Raw genomic sequence first — 17,851 nt, forward strand, 5'->3', positions numbered from 1 at the left:
CTCATTGGTTACAACCGTAATCTTTTGTTTAATTTGATCGAAAGACTGTCCGGCGATATGTACGGATTGAAGACCTCTTGCTTGTATTAGCCCCTGGCGCAATCGCTTTACGCAAAGCTTCTACATAAGCAGTTCCAAGCTTGCTTAGGACCGTGCTTTTATGGGAAATCCAGCCTACATGAATGATTTCTTCACAGTCTAGCGGTACCGGAATAATCTCATTGCCGTTCAAATCTGCGCTCAGCACACCGGTTGAAATCGTATACCCATTCAGGCCGATCAACAAATTAAATAACGTTGCCCGGTCATTCACCCGAATGCTTTTATGGTGGGTAATCGTACTGAGAATCTCTTCTGAAAAATGAAACGAGTTATATTCTCCTTGGTCAAAGGACAAATACGGGTAAAACTCCAGCTCCTCAATACTCACCGTCTTCTGCCTGGCCAAGGGATTGTTAACGCTGATAAAGATATGCGGTTTGGCGATAAACAGACTGGTGAACTGCAAATTAGCCTCTCTCAGCATCTTATTCATAACTTTCTCATTCAAATCATTCACATACAGGATGCCAATTTCACTACGCATGCTTCGTACATCTTCAATAATTTCATAAGTTTTGGTTTCCCTTAGCGCAAATTCATACTCATCCTGCCCGTATTCTTGAACCAGACTGACAAAGGCATTCACCGCAAACGCATAGTGCTGAGTAGACACGGAAAAATGCTGCGGCGACGGCTTCGCATTCAAGTAACGGCTTTCCAGCAAATCGGCCTGCTCGATGACTTGCCTGGCGTAGCTCAGAAATTCAATGCCCTCCTTCGAAAGCGTAATACCCTTATTCGACCTCTCGAAAATGGTAAGCTGAAGCTCCTCCTCCAAATCTCGAATCGCACTTGATAGACTGGGTTGAGTGATGAATAACCGTTTTGCAGCTTCGTTAATCGACCCTCGTTTGGCCACCTCTATCACATATTTTAATTGCTGTAACGTCATACACTTGTCTCCTCTTCCACATTGCTTTGACTCCATTATAAATCGGAAATGAATTCAGCATGAATTGTTAATCTATCCGATTGTGAAAAAATTAAAATTGACAAACGATTTTAGAGCTTTTATATTATTCTAAGCGATATTGATAATCATTATCAAGTGAGCTTGTCCAATATTTGATAACAAAAGGAGAATGCAAGAATGACGAAAAAACTTTTTATCCCTTTGATCCTATTATTCACGGTCCTTACATCGGCTTGCGGCAGTCAAACCGCTTCAAACAGCGAGGCGCCCTCCTCCCCTCTTCCAAGCACTGCCGCGGCAGCAGATGACAAACCGTCAACCATTACCTATCAAGCCGAGAACGGCCCCATTCAAGTACCGGCCAGTCCCAAGCGTATTGTTGCGCTAACGAATGCCCCTAATGTTCTCTCCCTCGGAGGAACGCTGGTCGGCGTCGACGAATGGACGAACAAGAATCCGCTCTTCAAAGATAAGCTAACAGGCATCCCTGTTGTATCTGAAAATGATTTGGAAAAAATCATTGAACAGAAGCCGGATCTGATCATTGCCGGAACCCAAACGAAAAACATCGACAAGCTGGGTCAAATCGCGCCGACTGTCGTGTATACGTGGGGAAAGCTGGACTATTTGAACCAACAACTGGAAATCGGCAAGCTGCTGAATAAAGAACAAGAAGCGAAAATGTGGATCGATGATTTCAAACAACGCGCAGAAGCATTAGGCAAACAAGTGAAGCAAAAAATCGGCGAGAACGCAACGGTTTCCGTATTTGAGACTGATTCGAAAACCTTCTACGTCTTCGGTAACAACTGGGCACGCGGTACAGAAATTCTTTATCAGGCTATGGGCCTGAATATGCCGGACAAAGTCAAAGCAGATGCGCTGGGACCCGGGTACTACACCCTCTCTCAGGAAATACTGTCCAGCTATGCAGGAGATTATATTGTGCTCAGCAAAAGCATCTCCGGCGATAATTCATTCATGAAAACCGAGACTTGGAGCAATATCCCAGCCGTCAAGAACCAGCACGTCATTGAAATTGATACGGAAGCATCTACATACAGTGATCCTATTACACTAGATTACTTGCTGAATATATTCAAAAAAGGATTTCTTGGCGAATAAAAAATTCGCGCTCGCACAAATAAACGCCTTCTCGTTATGAGAGGGCGTTATTTTTACAACAAGATGTCTGCGATTTCAATAGAGGTGTGCTTGGAGAGATCGATGAACTCTTCTCCAATCTGCACCAAGGGACGAAAATAATCCACTGGATTCGTCATAATAATACTACCCGTCCGCTGGTCGTTTAAGATGACCTTCTTACCGATGAAATTCGGAATCATATGGAGGATAAAGGTATGCGCGATCTTCGCATCGAGCTCCCCGAAGCTAATCCTGTGGATTTCTTTTAATACAACAAGCAGGTCTCTCTTCTTCTGATACACTCTTGTAGTGATCATGGCGCTGTATACATCAGCCACAGCTACGATCTTGGCAATAGGATGGATCTGCTGACTCACCTTTTTAAGCGGGTAGCCGTGGCCATTCAATCGTTCATGATGCTGAAGAGCCGTTAACGCATAATCATCGTTATGTATCGAGGTACGAATAATGTCGTAGCCGTAGACCGTGTGCCGCTTCATTTCTTCAAATTCTTCATCGGTCAGTTTGGACGGCTTGTTTAGTATAGCTGTATCGATTTTACTTTTGCCTATATCATGCAGGTATCCGGCCTTCCCGATATCCAGCGCTTCCGACTCCGAATGGCCCAGCCATTTGGCGATAAAGTAAGAGATCATACCGACATGCACACAATGATGATAGGTGTAATCGTCTTTGTTATTGAGCATTAAGAGCATGGATACGACGTCTTTTTCCCTTTCAAAGCTGGTGATAAAAGGGACAAAGCCTTCGTCTATTTCTTCTTTGGATATCCTATTGCCTTTACCCGCCTGCTCAAACAGATGTTTGACGGATGCGATCGACTTCTCGAAAGCACGTTATTTGTTGAGCATATCCTCGCTATTAAGCGACGGTGCCGTATCAAACTCCACATGCACATACTCAATATGGTGCTTGAGCAACAGAGTAAGAGCGGACATGTCAATAACGGAGCCAGCCGTGAGCACCTGAAGACCGTATGAATTAAACACGTCTCTTACTAGACGTCCACCTTTGATATCATCAGTTACCATTGCAATCATTTCGCTCATCCTGTTCTTGATAATAGGTCCTGAGATCTATCATAACCAAAAATTCGACATATGAAAAGGGGTGCTGTTTGATATATCCTACAAATACTGGAAGGATTCAGAATGAAACAAAGTCCAAGGTACTTTTGAACTCGTACCATGGACTTTGTACATTTGCTTAGTAAATGCTGTATTGGAATCAGGTTTCTGTCGCCGGAACGGGAGCCGCCGTTTTACCTGACTTTTCGATACTTCGCTTTTTAATGAAGAAGGCACCGATCAAGCCTGCTAATGCGAGGAAGCCGGACACCATAAAAGCGTTGTTGACCCCATGTATCATTGCTTCCGCATGCCCAACTGCCGATTGTTTTGAAGTCGCGGTCATGACCGTCACCAGAATCGCAGTGCCGATCGATCCTGCCATCATCCGCATCGTATTGCCCATTGCTGAAGCATGCGGGATGAGATGCTGTGGAATTTGGTTCAGACCGGCTGTCGTAACGGGCATCATGACCATGGATATACCGAGCATTCGCACCGCATAGATCAGCATCACTGCGGCATATGGCGTCGATATCGAGAGTCCGTACATCATGAACGTAGTCACGGTCACGATAGAGAACCCGATTATCGCAAGTCCCCTTGCCCCATAGCGGTCAAAGATTTTACCGCCAATCGGATTCATAATCCCCATGACGATAGCACCCGGCAAGAGCATCAAGCCGGATTGCAGCGAGGAGTAGCCGCGCATCTCCTGCATATACATAGGGAGCAGCAGCTCCGCGGCGATCATAGCCATAAAGACGATCATCGTCAATATTGTGGTCAGGGTAAATATAAAATTGCCGAAGATGCGGAATTCGAGCATTGGTCTTTCCATTTTCAGCTGACGGGCAATGAAGAAGAATAGAGCGACAGCACCAACCAGCAGTGAGATGAGCACTTGAGCGCTCCCCCACCCCATATCTCCGGCATTGCTAAAGCCAAACAACAATCCGCCGAAGCCAAAGGAAGACAAGATAATAGACGGAATATCCACCTTAGGATTTGTTAGCCGTGTAACATTCTTCAATAACAAGGCCGCTGCAATCAAGTCGATGACAGCAATTGGAAATAGGACGTAAAACAGCACGCGCCAGGAGTAATGCTCCAGCAGCCAGCCAGAAAGAGTTGGACCAATTGCGGGAGCGAATGCAATGGCAAGCCCGACCATCCCCATCACTTGACCGCGTTTTTCCTTGGGGAAAATAATTAAGAAAACCGTCTGCATAAGCGGCATCATGACGCCTGCACCAGAAGCCTGGATCACCCGTCCAGCCATAAGCATTGGAAAGCTGTGCGCAAAACCGCCTACAATCGTTCCAAAGGCGAAGATCGTAATGGCAGTCAGAAACAATCTTCGGGTAGAAAATCGTTCGATCAGAAAGGCTGACACCGGAATCATAATTCCGTTAATCAGCATAAATACGGTTGTTAACCATTGCGCCGTGCCCGGTGTAATGTTCAAATCCTTCATAACCTGAGGAATGGCGGTATTCATCAAGGTTTGGTTTAATAAAGCCACAAAAGTACCCGCCAGGAGGATAGCCACTAACGTAACACGGTTATAACTTGGGATGGATTCTTTATTCTCCACTATGATCTCTCCGTCTCTCTATAAATCTTTCTCTTAAATACTTAGAACTCCAACTATCATTGCAGCGGCGTTTGTCTAAACTTCAAACCTGATGACTTCTCAAGTCGTAGGCCGTGGTGAATGATGCTCATACGTATGTATGACCTTCTTCAAAAGAATTTTCAAAATATCCGCCTCTTGAGGTGTGAGGAACGTTTCGACCTGGTTCTTTACACGTTCCACCTCTTCATAAGCATGGTTACAAAGCTGTAGGCCAGACTCAGACAAATAAATTTGCTTCACTCGAGCGTCCTCCCCGTGATGGCGGCGCGTCACCCAGCCCTTCTTCTCCATGCCGGTGACAAGACTTGTCACGCTGGATTTTTCAATGTGCAGGAACTTCTCCAAATCCGAATGCGTAATACCTGGAACATCTTTACTGTACCTCATCGTTAAGTACTGCTGAGTCGTCATCCCTAGCGGTCTAAGCGTGTTTTCGATTTCTCTGCGAACCAGATTCGAAGCCCGTTTCAGCAGGTTTCCAATATGGTCGTTCAATTCCCACGGTAAGCTTCCCTTAGGTGCTTCTTGCCAATCGCCCATTTGATCTTCCTTTCTCTTAGCGTAGATGCTCGCATGGCACCCCATTTAATTAGAATTCCAACTATTTGTTTATGCTACTGAACAGATGATGATTTGTCAAGAAGGCTCTCATTCCTTCAACAATAAATGGTTGTAAGATACATTGTGCAGTTATCAAAAGTAATCTTGTTCACTTATTTTTTCTCTGTCCAGACTTCTCCACCATCCGAAGTAGTGTAGGTGAATTCTTTTCTCTTGTCGTCTGAAAAAATTCAATCTTCAGAGTTCCTCGATCTGAGTAAATTGATTCGAAAACTGGAGCTTGAGGATTGCCATATTTATAACCTTTAGGAATGGAATAGGTCTGGATTTGCCAAGACTTTCCCCCATCTTTCGTACGATAAAGGGGGATCAGTACACTGCTATGATAGCTTGCGGCAATCCATCCATCCGACTTGTTGTGAAACGTCATCCCTGTGACGTAGCCGTCAATGGTTTTGCTCATATCAGACTGCAATGTCCATGTTTTTCCGTTGTCCGATGTTTTATATAGTGTTTTCAACATTTGACCCGCGGCTGGGTCGGATGTCAACAGAATCCAACTAGGGCCTTCTTGGCTAGGATGCCAAGAAGCGAAAACGTTTTGGCCATGAACGGCTTTTTCCCAGTCATTATTAATCGGCAAAGAACTGTGCGTCCAAGTATTGCCGTTATTTTCGCTATGGTAAATCACAATTTTATCGTTGTTTAGGTATGCAAACCATCCTTCTGTTTCCCCTGTCATCGCTGATGTAAGTAGGGTTGCGTTCTTTTCTACATGAGGAGCAAATGCGATTTGTTTTGGTGTGGAGGAAGGAGGTGCTACAGGGCTTGCAGTTGGAGAGGGTACCTGGGATATAGTGGGCGTAGGAGAAGTCAAGGTTGAACTTATTTTTTTCATGAGTTATGCAGTTGAAGTAATTTATTGGTAGTTAATCTATGTCAAAAATCTTACGTCCAACTAAAAAAACACTTGACTTTTGAAAATCACCACAATAATTGCGAAGGATACCTTAACCAAGGTGTTACTTCAAAATTACAGGTGATTTTCCAATGAAAGCGTTAAAAAAACCGAAATATCGGGATTTACAATTGAGTGAATGTGCGGGCGCCCCTATCTTGCGTACCCTTTGGGAGAGGTTTGATATTTCGCTCCTCTTAACTCAGTCTGGCATGATGAAGCGTAGCGGAACGCCGTCCTGGTTGCTATGTTTTCTCTATGTGGTGGGTCTCATTTCTAATTGCTCTTCCGTTGTTCAAATGGCCGATTTGGCTCAAAAGGACTCTTTATTAAAAGTTATGTTTAAGCCATGGAAACTTGCGCAGTATACCATGAGCCGTTTTTTTACGACTTCGTTTCCATGGAAAACATTTGGTAAAAAGCGAATTGAGCGCCTTCAGCAGGATGGGCAAACAAGGCTGAAAGAAGGGGATGTCATAAATCTAGATGACACGCATTGTGCGCATCCGTATGCTAAACAACTCCCTTTTTTATCATGGCTTTTTGATCATTCTACGAAAACATATTCATGGGCGATGAATTTGGTTGTCATTCAAGCTGTCTTACAAAGTGGGCTAGAGTATCCCTTGTTCTATTCGATTTGGCATAAACCTGAAACCAAAGGTGAGGGTCTTACGAAGTTGGATCTCGCCAAGCAAATGCTCTTGATGCTGCGTGAATCCGTGAAATGCCGATTATGGGTAGCCATGGACCGTTGGTATTTGTGTAAGGATTTTTCGTGTTCCTGGAGTCAAATCAGTTTGATTGGGTAACCAAAGCCAAGCGAAATACGGCTTTATTTCGAAGGGAAATCGAGCCTCTTACTCGAAGAGAGCGTTACGTACCGTTGACTCCCAATATGCTTATTCGAGAAGTGTTTAAGAAGCTAACAAGTCACAGAACATCAGGTCTGGTATCCATCGCAATTCCAGATATCTATATGAAACAGCCCTATACCGTAACCAATCGTAAAGGAAAACAAGTCACCAAACAAAGATATGTTCAGATTGCCGCTGTTGCCGCCATGCGTTTAAAGGAAGACGAACTCTCGATACATGTAGAATCTACGGAAGATGACGAATCCCCAGCTACATACAGAGGGGCTTATCTTCTCATTAGTAACCGCTACGATGCACCGAAGGAAGCTACACAGACGTATGTGAAACGCTGGCGTATTGAGGTGTTTTTTCGAACTGCTAAGCAGGAACTGGCTTTTGAAAAGTGCCACTCCGAATCCGAAGCGCATCACCATGCCCACTTCGAGCTATTATTTACAGCGGAGACCTTGCTGGGCGTTGCCTTATTTGAAATGAACAAAGAAAAAACGAGTGGAGATGAAGGCTGCACCCACGGCGAAATGGTCCGCAGCCTTTTCCACACTCGTTGCCAAACTCGCAAAAGAACCTACAAAGGTCATGAGCGAATCTACGTTGATTTTGACATAGAAGTGAAACGTTTTGCAAGACTTATTCGATTATTTTGGCCACAGCATTATTTAATGCTTCTTTGGGTTACACCTAAACCACAAAATTACCAAGTGTTACCACGAGGTGCATAACTCATGTTTTTTTGTTATCACATCCAGTTACTGGAAGAATTGTAACGATGATTGATACGCTACTTACGATGATCATTTTACTGAATTTCAAGAAAATCACTTCCTTTGATATTTACTTAATCTACAATATTTTAGACGGTTCATTTCCGAGGAAAGTTTCCACAAATGTAATGGGCTTACAATTGTCTATACATACTTTGATGGAACCATGATTACGTTTAAAATTATCATGAAGGGGTATCGCCAACAAAACGCGGAAAACGTACGCTAAGCGAAAATTTATTCAAACAAGCCGGAAATACCGTACGCTAAGGAAATCCGGCTTGTTTTGTGCAAGCTCTAAGGGAGATCGACTTTTAAATTGAATTGCTTCTTTGCTTCCGCACCAGTAATGAAATCTTCTTTATTGACGGGAAGGTTATTCGCCAGCTCGTCCAAGGTTTCAACAATTCCTTGAATTTCATCCTGAACTTCCACGTTTGGGCGGCTATCCGCAAGTATTTTGAGAAAGCTGACAAATTGACCGCCACCTCCTTGATCCGCCTCATAAAAAGCATCAATAACGTCGAATAATTCATCGGACAATAGATTTATCTCTTCGTCGGCACATGACTCCAGAAAGGCCATCGTCTCATTCATATCCCTCGTTAATGCGTTGCAAATATCATTCGAATCATCCTGAAAACGTGGATCGGTGTAGTGCAGACGCTTTTTACGTTGAATCATCCATTTTACTTTTTCGTAGTCGAGCATGATCCAATCACCTCACTTTTTATCTGTAAAGCACCTATTTTTCGGTCGATACCTGTTTAAGAGGCCGTAATCCCCTTAGAGCTGCAATTTGTTTTAGATCAAATTTGTATTCGCCTAAGAAATTAATGTGTTCCCAGCCAAGAGGGGAAATATGCTTCAACAATTCTTCATTCAATTGCTTATGGCTCTTTCTATATTCCGTTGCCTGCGTCAAATAAACCGTATTCCATACACTGATTGCATTGATGAGGATATTTAATGCGCTGGCCCGTTGGAGCTGATCTTGCAGAGCGCGTTCACGCAGCTCGCCGTGTTTGCCAAAAAAGATCGATCTGGCCAATCCGTTCATTGCCTCTCCTTTGTTCAACCCTCGGTTGATCTTCCGCCGCAGCGCTTCGCTTGAAATGTAGTCCAGGATGAAGATGGATTTTTCGATACGTCCCATTTCCCGGAGAGAGGTTGCTAAACGGTTTTGACGAGCATAAGATCCGAGTTTCCCCATAATCAGCGAAGCCGAAACCGTTCCTTCCCGGATGGAGTGCGCGAGCCGTAATACATCATCGTAATTCTCCTGAATGATCTTTGTATTGATTTGGCCACGCAGCAGCTTCTCCAGCTTTGGAAAATCGCTAGGCTTCCCGATGGTATACAGCTTGGAATCAGAAAGGTCGCGTAGCCGCGGCGCAAAGCGGAAGCCAAGAAGATGTGTCAAACCGAAGACTTGATCTGTATATCCGGCTGTATCCGTATAATGCTCTTCGATGGCCAAGTCAGTTTCATGGTGGAGTAACCCGTCTATGACGTGCACCGCATCCCTGGCGTTTGTGTTGATAACTTTGGTATAGAAACTGGAGAATTGATCGCTGACGAATCGATAAATCGTTGCACCTTTCCCTGTACCGTAATGCGGATTCGCATCGGCATGAAGTGCGGCTACTCCGATCTGAACGCGCATCCCGTCTGATGAGGACGTTGTGCCATCGCCCCAATAAGAAGGCAGTGACAACTTATGGTGGTAATTGACAAGAACAGCTTGCGCTTTGTTCATGGCATCCTCGTAAAGTCGCCATTGGGCCGCGTTGGCCATCTGCCGGTAAGAAATGTCCGGAGTAGCTTCGGCCATTTTGGTCAATCCGATATTCGTACCCATTGCCATAATTGTAGCCATGAGTACCTTTGTTTCCTCATCGTTCGGCGGTCGGTTTGTTGAAGCGTGAATGAATTGATCGTGAAATTTTGTCCAGTTCCCTACCTCGATCAGCAGATCGGTCAGCTTAATGCGAGGAAGCAGCTCATACAAGGATACGCTGAAATCTCGGGCTTCTTCCGGAGTATCCTTCTCCAAGCGTTCGATATGCAGTTTTCCGTTCTCTACGTTGATACCTTCGAGGTCTTCCACATTATTTGAAACCCATTCCAGCCTTTTGAGCAGCGATTCCGTACGTTCAGCCAAGTAATCGCTGGCCGACATACTCACTGCGAGTGTTGTAGTGCCTGGTTCGATCCGTGCCCAATTCTCTTTTGGAACCAAGTATTCATCGAAGTCTTTATGCTGACGGCCCGACAATGGATACGTCACCGGAACGGACATAATTCCGAAGCTCCGTGAGAACAGCCATTTCATAATAATGTCGGTTGATTGTTCCGTCATCATCGTAAACGTGCTTCTGCCAGCGGTTCGAAACGAAGTTCAGCGGTGCGCCTTCCGGAACCTTTCGCTTTCCGGTTTCATTCATATCCCGGATGATATCAACCGCCTTCATTAGCGGCTCTGCTGACTTGGTTGACCGAAATTCCAACGATTTTAACAGCGTTGGCGTATATTTCCGGAGCGCATAGAATTTCTTTTCCAGCAAGTCCAAATAGTCGTAATCGACGGGCCGCGCCAGTCGCTTGGCTTCCTCCACAGATGCGACGATCTGACCCCATGGCATGACAGCATCAAGCGCAACAAACGGATCAGTACCTTCGCTTCGGGCTTTGATCAGAGCCGCCCCAAGATCAGCAAAGTGAACCACTTTTTCGTTTATCGATTTTCCGTTTTGTTTTTGAAGTTCCTCTTGGGCTTTTCGTCCTTTAGACAGCAGTTGCATGATCTGCCGGTCGTGGATATCAAATGCCTGGTCGGTCAAGTCTTGGACAAGCTCAATGAAATAGGCGACCAAAATAGCGTATTTCTTTGAATCATCGAATCGTCGAAAGGAATGTGGCTCATATCGCGACCCAACTTTGGATAGCTGGCGTAGTCGATTCGGATGAATGCCCTTTGTATCGATTTGTAACCGTAAGTCCCTTACAAATTCAAGCTTTTCAATCACTTTGAGGAAAGCGTCAGGGGAGCAGCTTCCGAGTATTTCACGTAGCCAAGCGAGATAAGTCTTGCTGCTTTCCGGCATAGGAGAAAGAATGCGATCCAATTTCTCAATCTGCTCCGGAGTAAGAGACGAAATAAGCAGCTTGGATATTTTCTCCTCTGCACGCTGGCGGGCTTCCCATACCACACGCTCAATCGTTGTCATGCCGGGAAAAATGATTTTCTGTTTGCGCAGCTCATCAACTGCCGTCCGGAGCAGATAATCAGCATTCCCATTCTCTAACGCATAGTTCAACATGATTTGGGAGATTGACCGGTATTCTCGAAGTGTAAAATTCCGATAGCCGTATGCCTGGCGTATTTCCTCCATATGTTCCCGGCGAGTCGGCTCGCGCTGGGCGTACAGCGCGAAAACATCCGGATCTACGCCGACCTGTTTAGCAATATAGCTTAGCACCGAATCTGGAATCATCTTGAGATCCGATAAAGACCATCCAGGGAAGCGTAGAACGGCCAATTGGACTGCAAATCCCAGACGGTTGTGATCGCGCCTGTGGTTGTTAATGATGTCGAGGTCATGTTGAGAAAATGTGTAGTACGTTCCCAAATCCCAATCGCTGTCGGACGGGATCTGCATGAACTCCTCTCGCTGCTCTTCCGTCAATAACTCTTTACCCCTCATCGAAAAACACCTTCCGTTATAAAAGTTCCATTTTGCGTTTCAGCTTGGCTTTATCCGGATTCGTGTAGAGCAGAGTCGTGTTGATATTGGAGTGACCAGCTTGATTTGCGACCTCATGAATGCTTAACCCTTTTTCAATTGCATTGGTACAAAAGAAATGTCGGAGCTGATGCGGCGTAATCTTAGGGCTGTACTGCTGAAAGATGCGATTGACTACCGTTCGGTTCAGATTATCGTTTTTCTTGCTGACGAATAAGAACTTAGAATTTTCCGCCACGCTGTACCGGTTGCGATCCTTTAAGTAGTCGCGTAGGGCATTGATAATTTTGGTGTTCATAAGAACGGTTCTTTGCTTTTCGCCCTTTCCGTTCCGGATGATGCACTCGCCGGTTTGCAAATTAAAGTCACTTAGCCAGATAGATAGGGCTTCGGAAATACGCATTCCCGTATAGGCGAGGAGCGTGACAATCGCATAATTTCGCTTGTTTTTGCTCTCAAGCACTTTTTGTATAAACTGTTTTACTTCCAACTCCGTAACTTGCGTGGGGGAAGCATATTCTGTCTGTACTTTGATCATGTCCGTTTTCTGGATCACCGCGTCGTTCTGGATGCCCGAGGAGATCAGAAAGTCATTATAGCTTCGCAAGCTGCTGAGCTTGTGATTGATAGTCTTGGCGTTATTCAGCTTGATGTTCTTTAAGTAGCTCACGTAATCAAGCACGTTTTGTCGATACAGCACCGCACATTCTTGACCGAATGATTCTTCAAACCATTTGAAATATTGATTTATATCCAGGACATATCCTTTGATCGTGTTTTGGCTTTTACCGTTCGCTTTGAGGTAGGTAAAAAACGCATCGACCCTGCTCATGGTTCGCCCCCGCCAAGTTCTTCATGCGTGATTGCGTTAACGTGTTGACGTTCCCCGGCCCTTTCCACTTTCTAACAACCCCCTTGACTTGATGCATCGTAAAATTCAAATTAATTGTGTTGCATTAGAATTTGCAGTAATAACAATAAATTGTGTTGCATTAAATATCCTGATTGTATCCCTCGATAGAGTCTAGTACAACACAATTTATATTGTGTTGTACTAAGCCTGACACTGTAAAAATTATAGTTTTGGAGCCAATCAATCGATCCCGTATCGATCATTACTAGATGTGGAATGGATCGAGGAGAGAATGGAGGGAATATGCCTGACCTTTTAAGGGGCTGATCTGGAGGAGGCTTGTCCTAAAATTTTTATACAGTAGTCCATTACCTTGGAATATATACAAAATATGGGAATTAGGAACTATACCATTTTAAATGAAAATCTATTAATCTAATACATGTATTTCCATTTCCAATCAAATTTGGGATGGAAACATCAAACCAACATAATAGAAAAGAGGTTTTTGAACAAATGAAACTGCTCAAAGTCGTAACTAGTGCCGCATTATCCTCTGCAATGTTGTTGACTATCGCTTCCGGTGCATTTGCTCAAGCATCGAGCCCAGCAACGAAGGAAGCTTCCGATGTTTCTGTGACATTGGACGGAAAGACAACTACATTCTCCAGCACGGAGATTGATAAACTGGCGGCACAAAACAATGTCGATGCCAATGCACTGCGGAAAGCAATTGAAAGCGGCCCGGATGAAGAGGGATGATTTTCTCCGTTTTCGAAGCCCCCTCAACTCAAAAATAAAGGAATTACGACGCAACAGCAGTTAGATCAGGCCAATGAGCAAAGACTCTCCTCTACAGGAGAGCCTCTCGTTAGGTCTAAAGCTACCTCAAAGTCTTCCTCTTTTAGCGCTCTGAGTACTATCAGCAAAACAAACCAAGACTCTACCGCATATAACTGGACAGGGAACAAAACAGCGAATGGCAACTGGCCAGCGCTGGGGATTTGCGCTGTCCATAGACAAAAAGATATCGGCGGCAGCACGTACGCTCCTGTCATTCCTTTTGGAAAACTTTTAAGTACAAACAAAGATATTTGGCTACCTGATGGCGTCGGCTACAAGAGCGATTTTACAGTAGACGATACAGGCTCTGGTCCGAATAGAACAGATTATTGGATTGATATCTTCTATAACAAGGATACTCAGTCTGCAATTAAATATGGCGTAATCAAGCTTGATTATACTTATACGTCTTAAAATAACCCAACAACTTTAGGAGAATACACTTGTTAAAAAAGAAGTACCTCGGCATCGGCTTTATCATATTGATTGCGAGTGCGGTCTTTCTATTGTACGCGCTAAAAATCGGCCCATTCGGCGGTTCTGCATACAAACCTGTGGAACAGGCTACTACGTCAATAAGCAACATGAAGGCTGACGAGAAGAAAAAATTAACCATGATGGAAGCTTTGCGCCTTGGATATGAAGAGGCAAAGAAGCACACAGAAGAAGAACCTCTACTTATTAGCTTGACAAGTACTGATGATACTACTGTGCCGCAAGGAAAATCGGATGGTGCGGATGGAAAAAGGAATGCTTGGAATCTTCAGTTTGGTAACAAGAAGGGCAATATTAACGTTACCATTTCGTTCAAAGATGGGAAAGTTGATTCTCAGGTGAAAAGAGACGACAACAATTTACTTCAGAAAGGGCAGTATGCAATTTCTGATATTAAAATTGATTCCCCTGAAGCAGTTAAAAAGGCGATTGAAGTACTGGGTATGCGGCCAGGGAATCCCGAAATTAAGGATGACTGGATCAAGGGGTATCATTTTAGTATCATGGGATTTATTACTGATCCAAACTCTTCCGAAAGTCGGTATCTTCTTAGAGTCATGGGGATCTCGCCCAATTCTCCTAACAGTGAGAATGACAGCTTGAGAATGACTGTATTCTTCGATGTCAAAACCGGTGATATATTGAACGCTTCCGAAATGACTGGTTATGACAAGGATGGCCGTACGAACTGGAAGGATGTTCAGATTAAAAAGACAGTCAATAAGTAAGAAAAAAGCAGTCCCCCAGCGGAGGCACTGCTTTTTTCTTGAGCTTATGCAGGTTCTATAATGCATTTTCATATAATGCTGACTTTATTTTTACTTAGCGTACGTTTTCCGCGTTTTGTAGGCGGTACCCCATGAAGCTCTTTGTCAGTTTTATTAACCGATTAATTTATTTGCGACGAGAAAAGGCTATTGACTCTAGATAGCCTCTTCTTTAAATGGATTATGTACAATCTAGAGAATTGCCGGTTTCCGGCTCAACATCTAAGAAACAAAAATAGAGCGTTTCCGCCCTATTTTTGTTCGAATAGCAATTATTGAATGATAGTTCTTGCAATCACAGCTAGATCTGCGATGTCGATCTTGCCGTCATCGTTCAGATCGTATTGTTGAGCTGTATCCCAATCCGGACTTGCTGTCGTCTTACCGTAGTTGGCTGCAGCAATCGCCAAATCTCCAATGGAGACTTTGCCGTCTGAATTCAGATCTCCCGGTGTACTTGGTATGCCTGTAATCGCAAAGCTCAAGGTCACGGGCTGAGTCGTGCTCTCTTCACCCGCAGCATTAGCAAATTGCGCATTTGCAAGTGTAACAGCCGCTTGGTTGGTCTCTTGCAACGTTTTCCAATGCAGCTTAAGCTGCTCTCCATCCGTCGAAACAGCATGCTCGCCGCCTAGACTTGCTACTAGCACACGAACCTGCCCCGGCACATCCGTTTTTGTATCAACAATTTGAAGGCCGTCTATCAGGGATTCTACTGATACAAATTGTATCTTATTAGAGTCAAAAGTAAACACCAGATCTTGTGCATAAATGGCGTCACTAACATCTTGGGAAACATGCTTCAGACCATAGATTACTTCATAATTGCTTCCCACAGGAACCTGCGTTTCACCGGTTAGAGACCCGGTCAGCTCCGTGAGAGGCGCACCGTTAGGCACATCCGCTTTATACATCGTCATATAATCGAGATTCACATTGCCAATGTCGCCCTTATCGACTCGGTAGCTGATCACATTCTTACCTGCTTGTAAAGGCAGTCTTACAGAAGCTGTAAACCATTCATTCCAGCTGATAGCCGTTTTGTCCGGCGCAATTGTCGTCACCTGATTACCGTTGACAAACACATGGAGCTTTGCTCTTGCCGGCAGTTGGTTTGACGGATTATTCGTAGATTCTCCATCGACTTGAACGCCATATGCATATCTAGCGCCAACAATATAATCGCCGGCTTCATTGGCATTCACGACAAAGCTCGCTTCAGCGCCCGGCTGATTCGGCAAGTTCACATATCCAGTGCCTTGATAGTTGGTATGGCTGTTATCTTTGGTAATGCCGCCGTATAAAATGGCATTCTCCGCTTGGTACATATCACCTTGACCTAAGTCACCTGAAGGTAGTGGCTGCCACTCAGAAGGAGAAACCGGCTGACCAAAATTAGGCGTACCATCTTCGTTCCAACCGAATTTCTTAATATTTACTTGCCGCCACCAGTTACGTCCCACATCTTTATACACACGTGAATGATAAATCATCCAATCTTCTGTACCATCAACTGATTTGACAAAACCGGCTCGTGCAGGACCGGACACATCACCAGTTGCTACGAAAACATCATTTTTACGAGTCCAGGAAGAAGGATTCAAGATATTGCCGTCCGTATTCATGAAATACGACAAACGGTAGCCGTTGGACTGATAATCGCCTTCTGACACGGTAATAAACACTTTGCCGTCTTTTTGCAGAACGCGAGGACCTTCCCCGCCGCCGCCTGGTAAGAAGGAGCGATTTGCTGTAATCGTATAAGGGTTATCCATTGGCGCAATAGCCGGCCCTGCCGGTTCGCCGGAGCCCAGCGTCCCCCATACCGCATACAACTGACCTTGATAATCAAAAACGGTAAAATCGTTAGCCTGTTTATACACGCCGTTCTCCCCAGTGAATAATGCACCTTTGTTAACATAAGCGCCTTGAGGATCGTCTGTCACGGACTCCAGCACATTTGCCATATGTTTATAGCCGAATTCCTGCAGATCCGCGCAGTAATAGATGTACCATTTCCCGTCAAAGAAGAAGATCTCCGGCGCAAAAATACGAGTTTGCGTCCCTTGAGAGTCAAATACCATAATCTTCTCGCCCTGGTCAGTCAATGTGCGTGATTTGGACACATACACCTTATTATTTGAATCCAAATTGCTGGAGGACACGAAATAATAGAAGCCGTCTTTGTATGTAACGAAAGGATCTTGGCCTTGATATAGCGGGTTGCTGAATGTATGGAATGCCGATGAGCTGGTTACTCCCATGTCCTTCATAAAAGCAGCTCGCGCAACAGACAAGTTGTTCGTCGTTTCGATTAATAACTCGATTTTGTCTTTGCCGTCTGCTTCACTGGAATCAATGGTATCCATAACTTGCTTTGCCTGACTGTTTGCGTCGTTCAACTGCTGTAAAGCGCTTTCAGATGCATTGCCTGCAAACTGCTGAATTGCATAATCGGCCTTTTGAATTTCTGCAGCCAGATCGATTTTTTTGTTCGCAGCTACATGGTCATCCGGCAAATAAAGCGCAGACTCAGGAAAACAATCTCTCTTGGTTGGCTGGCGCTTTCCCACTCCATCTTCAGCCATGTGCCGCCCCAACCTTGCAGGTATTCAACTTTGATATCGTAATGCTTTCCTGCTTCCAGCGAGATCGGTGCGCTAACCTGAGGAACTTCCCATTTCTGCTGCCAGAAATCGATAACCAAAGCGCCGTTAATCCATAATCGAAAACCATCGTCTCCCACCATATGAAACGTATAATCTTCAGTATATTTGGGTACAATCGTTCCTGTAAATCTGGCTGTATTGTAATCGGCTGTGCCTGAAAATTGTGTAAAAATACCGGCAAATGAATCGCCATTGAGATTAGCAATGGTGCGCTCTCCCCGGAAGTCATCAAACTTAAACACGTTGATATCCTCGCGGTTGTCGGGATTTTTTTCACACTTATAGAACTCTCCCCACAATCCGTGTCCTTCTATGGTCGGGTCTGCAGCACTTGCGCCGGTTGGTGTCATCAGCATCCCTGATATGAGAATCAAGGCGATCACGATTCCAAATAATCTCCTCAAAGCAGTTCCTCCTGTTCACTGATTCATG

Annotated in this window: 15 protein-coding genes and 1 pseudogene; 5 read left to right on the forward strand and 11 right to left on the reverse strand. The window is 44.6% G+C overall.

Annotated elements, in window-relative coordinates:
• Nucleotides 1-28: 28 nt before the first annotated feature.
• Nucleotides 29-994: a LysR family transcriptional regulator gene (locus L0M14_RS12080; RefSeq protein WP_235122310.1), complete on the reverse strand. Its 966-nt coding sequence runs from the start codon at nt 992-994 to the stop codon at nt 29-31.
• A 198-nt stretch (nt 995-1,192) separates the two neighbouring features.
• Here L0M14_RS12080 and L0M14_RS12085 point away from each other — a divergent pair, with 198 nt between their 5' ends.
• Nucleotides 1,193-2,140, forward strand: coding sequence for an iron-hydroxamate ABC transporter substrate-binding protein (locus tag L0M14_RS12085; RefSeq protein WP_235122311.1), 948 nt, complete (start codon nt 1,193-1,195; stop codon nt 2,138-2,140).
• A gap of 53 nt (nt 2,141-2,193) precedes the next feature.
• Here the strand turns inward: L0M14_RS12085 and L0M14_RS12090 are convergent, their stop codons facing one another.
• The 5 genes from L0M14_RS12090 to L0M14_RS12110 all read right to left on the reverse strand — a co-directional run bounded on the left by L0M14_RS12090 (nt 2,194) and on the right by L0M14_RS12110 (nt 6,347).
• Complete coding sequence (locus tag L0M14_RS12090; RefSeq protein WP_235122312.1) at nt 2,194-2,877, reverse strand: HD-GYP domain-containing protein; 684 nt, start codon at nt 2,875-2,877, stop codon at nt 2,194-2,196.
• 141 nt (nt 2,878-3,018) lie between these two features.
• The gene (locus L0M14_RS12095) at nt 3,019-3,222 is read right to left on the reverse strand and encodes a hypothetical protein (protein ID WP_235122313.1); all 204 of its coding nucleotides are present in this window, start codon (nt 3,220-3,222) and stop codon (nt 3,019-3,021) included.
• A 187-nt stretch (nt 3,223-3,409) separates the two neighbouring features.
• Nucleotides 3,410-4,846, reverse strand: coding sequence for an MDR family MFS transporter (locus L0M14_RS12100; RefSeq protein WP_235122314.1), 1,437 nt, complete (start codon nt 4,844-4,846; stop codon nt 3,410-3,412).
• A gap of 99 nt (nt 4,847-4,945) precedes the next feature.
• The gene (locus L0M14_RS12105; protein WP_235122315.1) at nt 4,946-5,428 is read right to left on the reverse strand and encodes a MarR family winged helix-turn-helix transcriptional regulator; all 483 of its coding nucleotides are present in this window, start codon (nt 5,426-5,428) and stop codon (nt 4,946-4,948) included.
• 169 nt (nt 5,429-5,597) lie between these two features.
• On the reverse strand, nt 5,598-6,347 hold the full coding sequence (locus L0M14_RS12110) for a WD40/YVTN/BNR-like repeat-containing protein (RefSeq protein ID WP_235122316.1): 750 nt from the start codon (nt 6,345-6,347) through the stop codon (nt 5,598-5,600).
• Nucleotides 6,348-6,499: 152 nt separating this feature from the next.
• Between L0M14_RS12110 and L0M14_RS12115 the strand changes: the two genes are divergently transcribed.
• Nucleotides 6,500-7,219 carry a hypothetical protein gene (locus tag L0M14_RS12115; RefSeq protein ID WP_235122317.1) on the forward strand — a complete coding sequence of 240 codons (720 nt, stop codon included), beginning with the start codon at nt 6,500-6,502 and terminating at the stop codon, nt 7,217-7,219.
• The gene (locus tag L0M14_RS12120) at nt 7,186-8,004 is read left to right on the forward strand and encodes a transposase (protein WP_235122318.1); all 819 of its coding nucleotides are present in this window, start codon (nt 7,186-7,188) and stop codon (nt 8,002-8,004) included. The genes L0M14_RS12115 and L0M14_RS12120 overlap by 34 nt, the downstream gene beginning before the upstream one ends.
• A 339-nt stretch (nt 8,005-8,343) precedes the next feature.
• Here L0M14_RS12120 and L0M14_RS12125 read toward each other — a convergent pair whose 3' ends face one another.
• From L0M14_RS12125 to L0M14_RS12135, 3 genes and pseudogenes are all read right to left on the reverse strand, one after another.
• On the reverse strand, nt 8,344-8,757 hold the full coding sequence (locus tag L0M14_RS12125) for a hypothetical protein (protein WP_235122319.1): 414 nt from the start codon (nt 8,755-8,757) through the stop codon (nt 8,344-8,346).
• 34 nt (nt 8,758-8,791) lie between these two features.
• A pseudogene (locus L0M14_RS12130) lies at nt 8,792-11,753 on the reverse strand (Tn3 family transposase).
• A gap of 16 nt (nt 11,754-11,769) precedes the next feature.
• Nucleotides 11,770-12,624 (reverse strand): tyrosine-type recombinase/integrase, encoded by an 855-nt coding sequence (locus L0M14_RS12135; protein ID WP_235122320.1) that lies wholly within the window; start codon nt 12,622-12,624, stop codon nt 11,770-11,772.
• Between the two features lie 537 nt (nt 12,625-13,161).
• Between L0M14_RS12135 and L0M14_RS12140 the strand changes: the two genes are divergently transcribed.
• Complete coding sequence (locus L0M14_RS12140; RefSeq protein WP_235122321.1) at nt 13,162-13,407, forward strand: hypothetical protein; 246 nt, start codon at nt 13,162-13,164, stop codon at nt 13,405-13,407.
• Nucleotides 13,408-13,931: 524 nt separating this feature from the next.
• On the forward strand, nt 13,932-14,711 hold the full coding sequence (locus tag L0M14_RS12145) for a hypothetical protein (RefSeq protein WP_235122322.1): 780 nt from the start codon (nt 13,932-13,934) through the stop codon (nt 14,709-14,711).
• A gap of 311 nt (nt 14,712-15,022) precedes the next feature.
• On the opposite strand, the gene L0M14_RS12150 is transcribed toward L0M14_RS12145, so the two are convergent.
• Nucleotides 15,023-17,338: a family 43 glycosylhydrolase gene (locus L0M14_RS12150; protein WP_235122323.1), complete on the reverse strand. Its 2,316-nt coding sequence runs from the start codon at nt 17,336-17,338 to the stop codon at nt 15,023-15,025.
• The gene (locus L0M14_RS12155) at nt 17,251-17,823 is read right to left on the reverse strand and encodes a PA14 domain-containing protein (RefSeq protein WP_235122324.1); all 573 of its coding nucleotides are present in this window, start codon (nt 17,821-17,823) and stop codon (nt 17,251-17,253) included. The genes L0M14_RS12150 and L0M14_RS12155 overlap by 88 nt, the downstream gene beginning before the upstream one ends.
• Between the last annotated feature and the right edge of the window lie 28 nt (nt 17,824-17,851).

Source organism: Paenibacillus hexagrammi, assembly GCF_021513275.1.
Classification (GTDB): domain Bacteria; phylum Bacillota; class Bacilli; order Paenibacillales; family NBRC-103111; genus Paenibacillus_E; species Paenibacillus_E hexagrammi.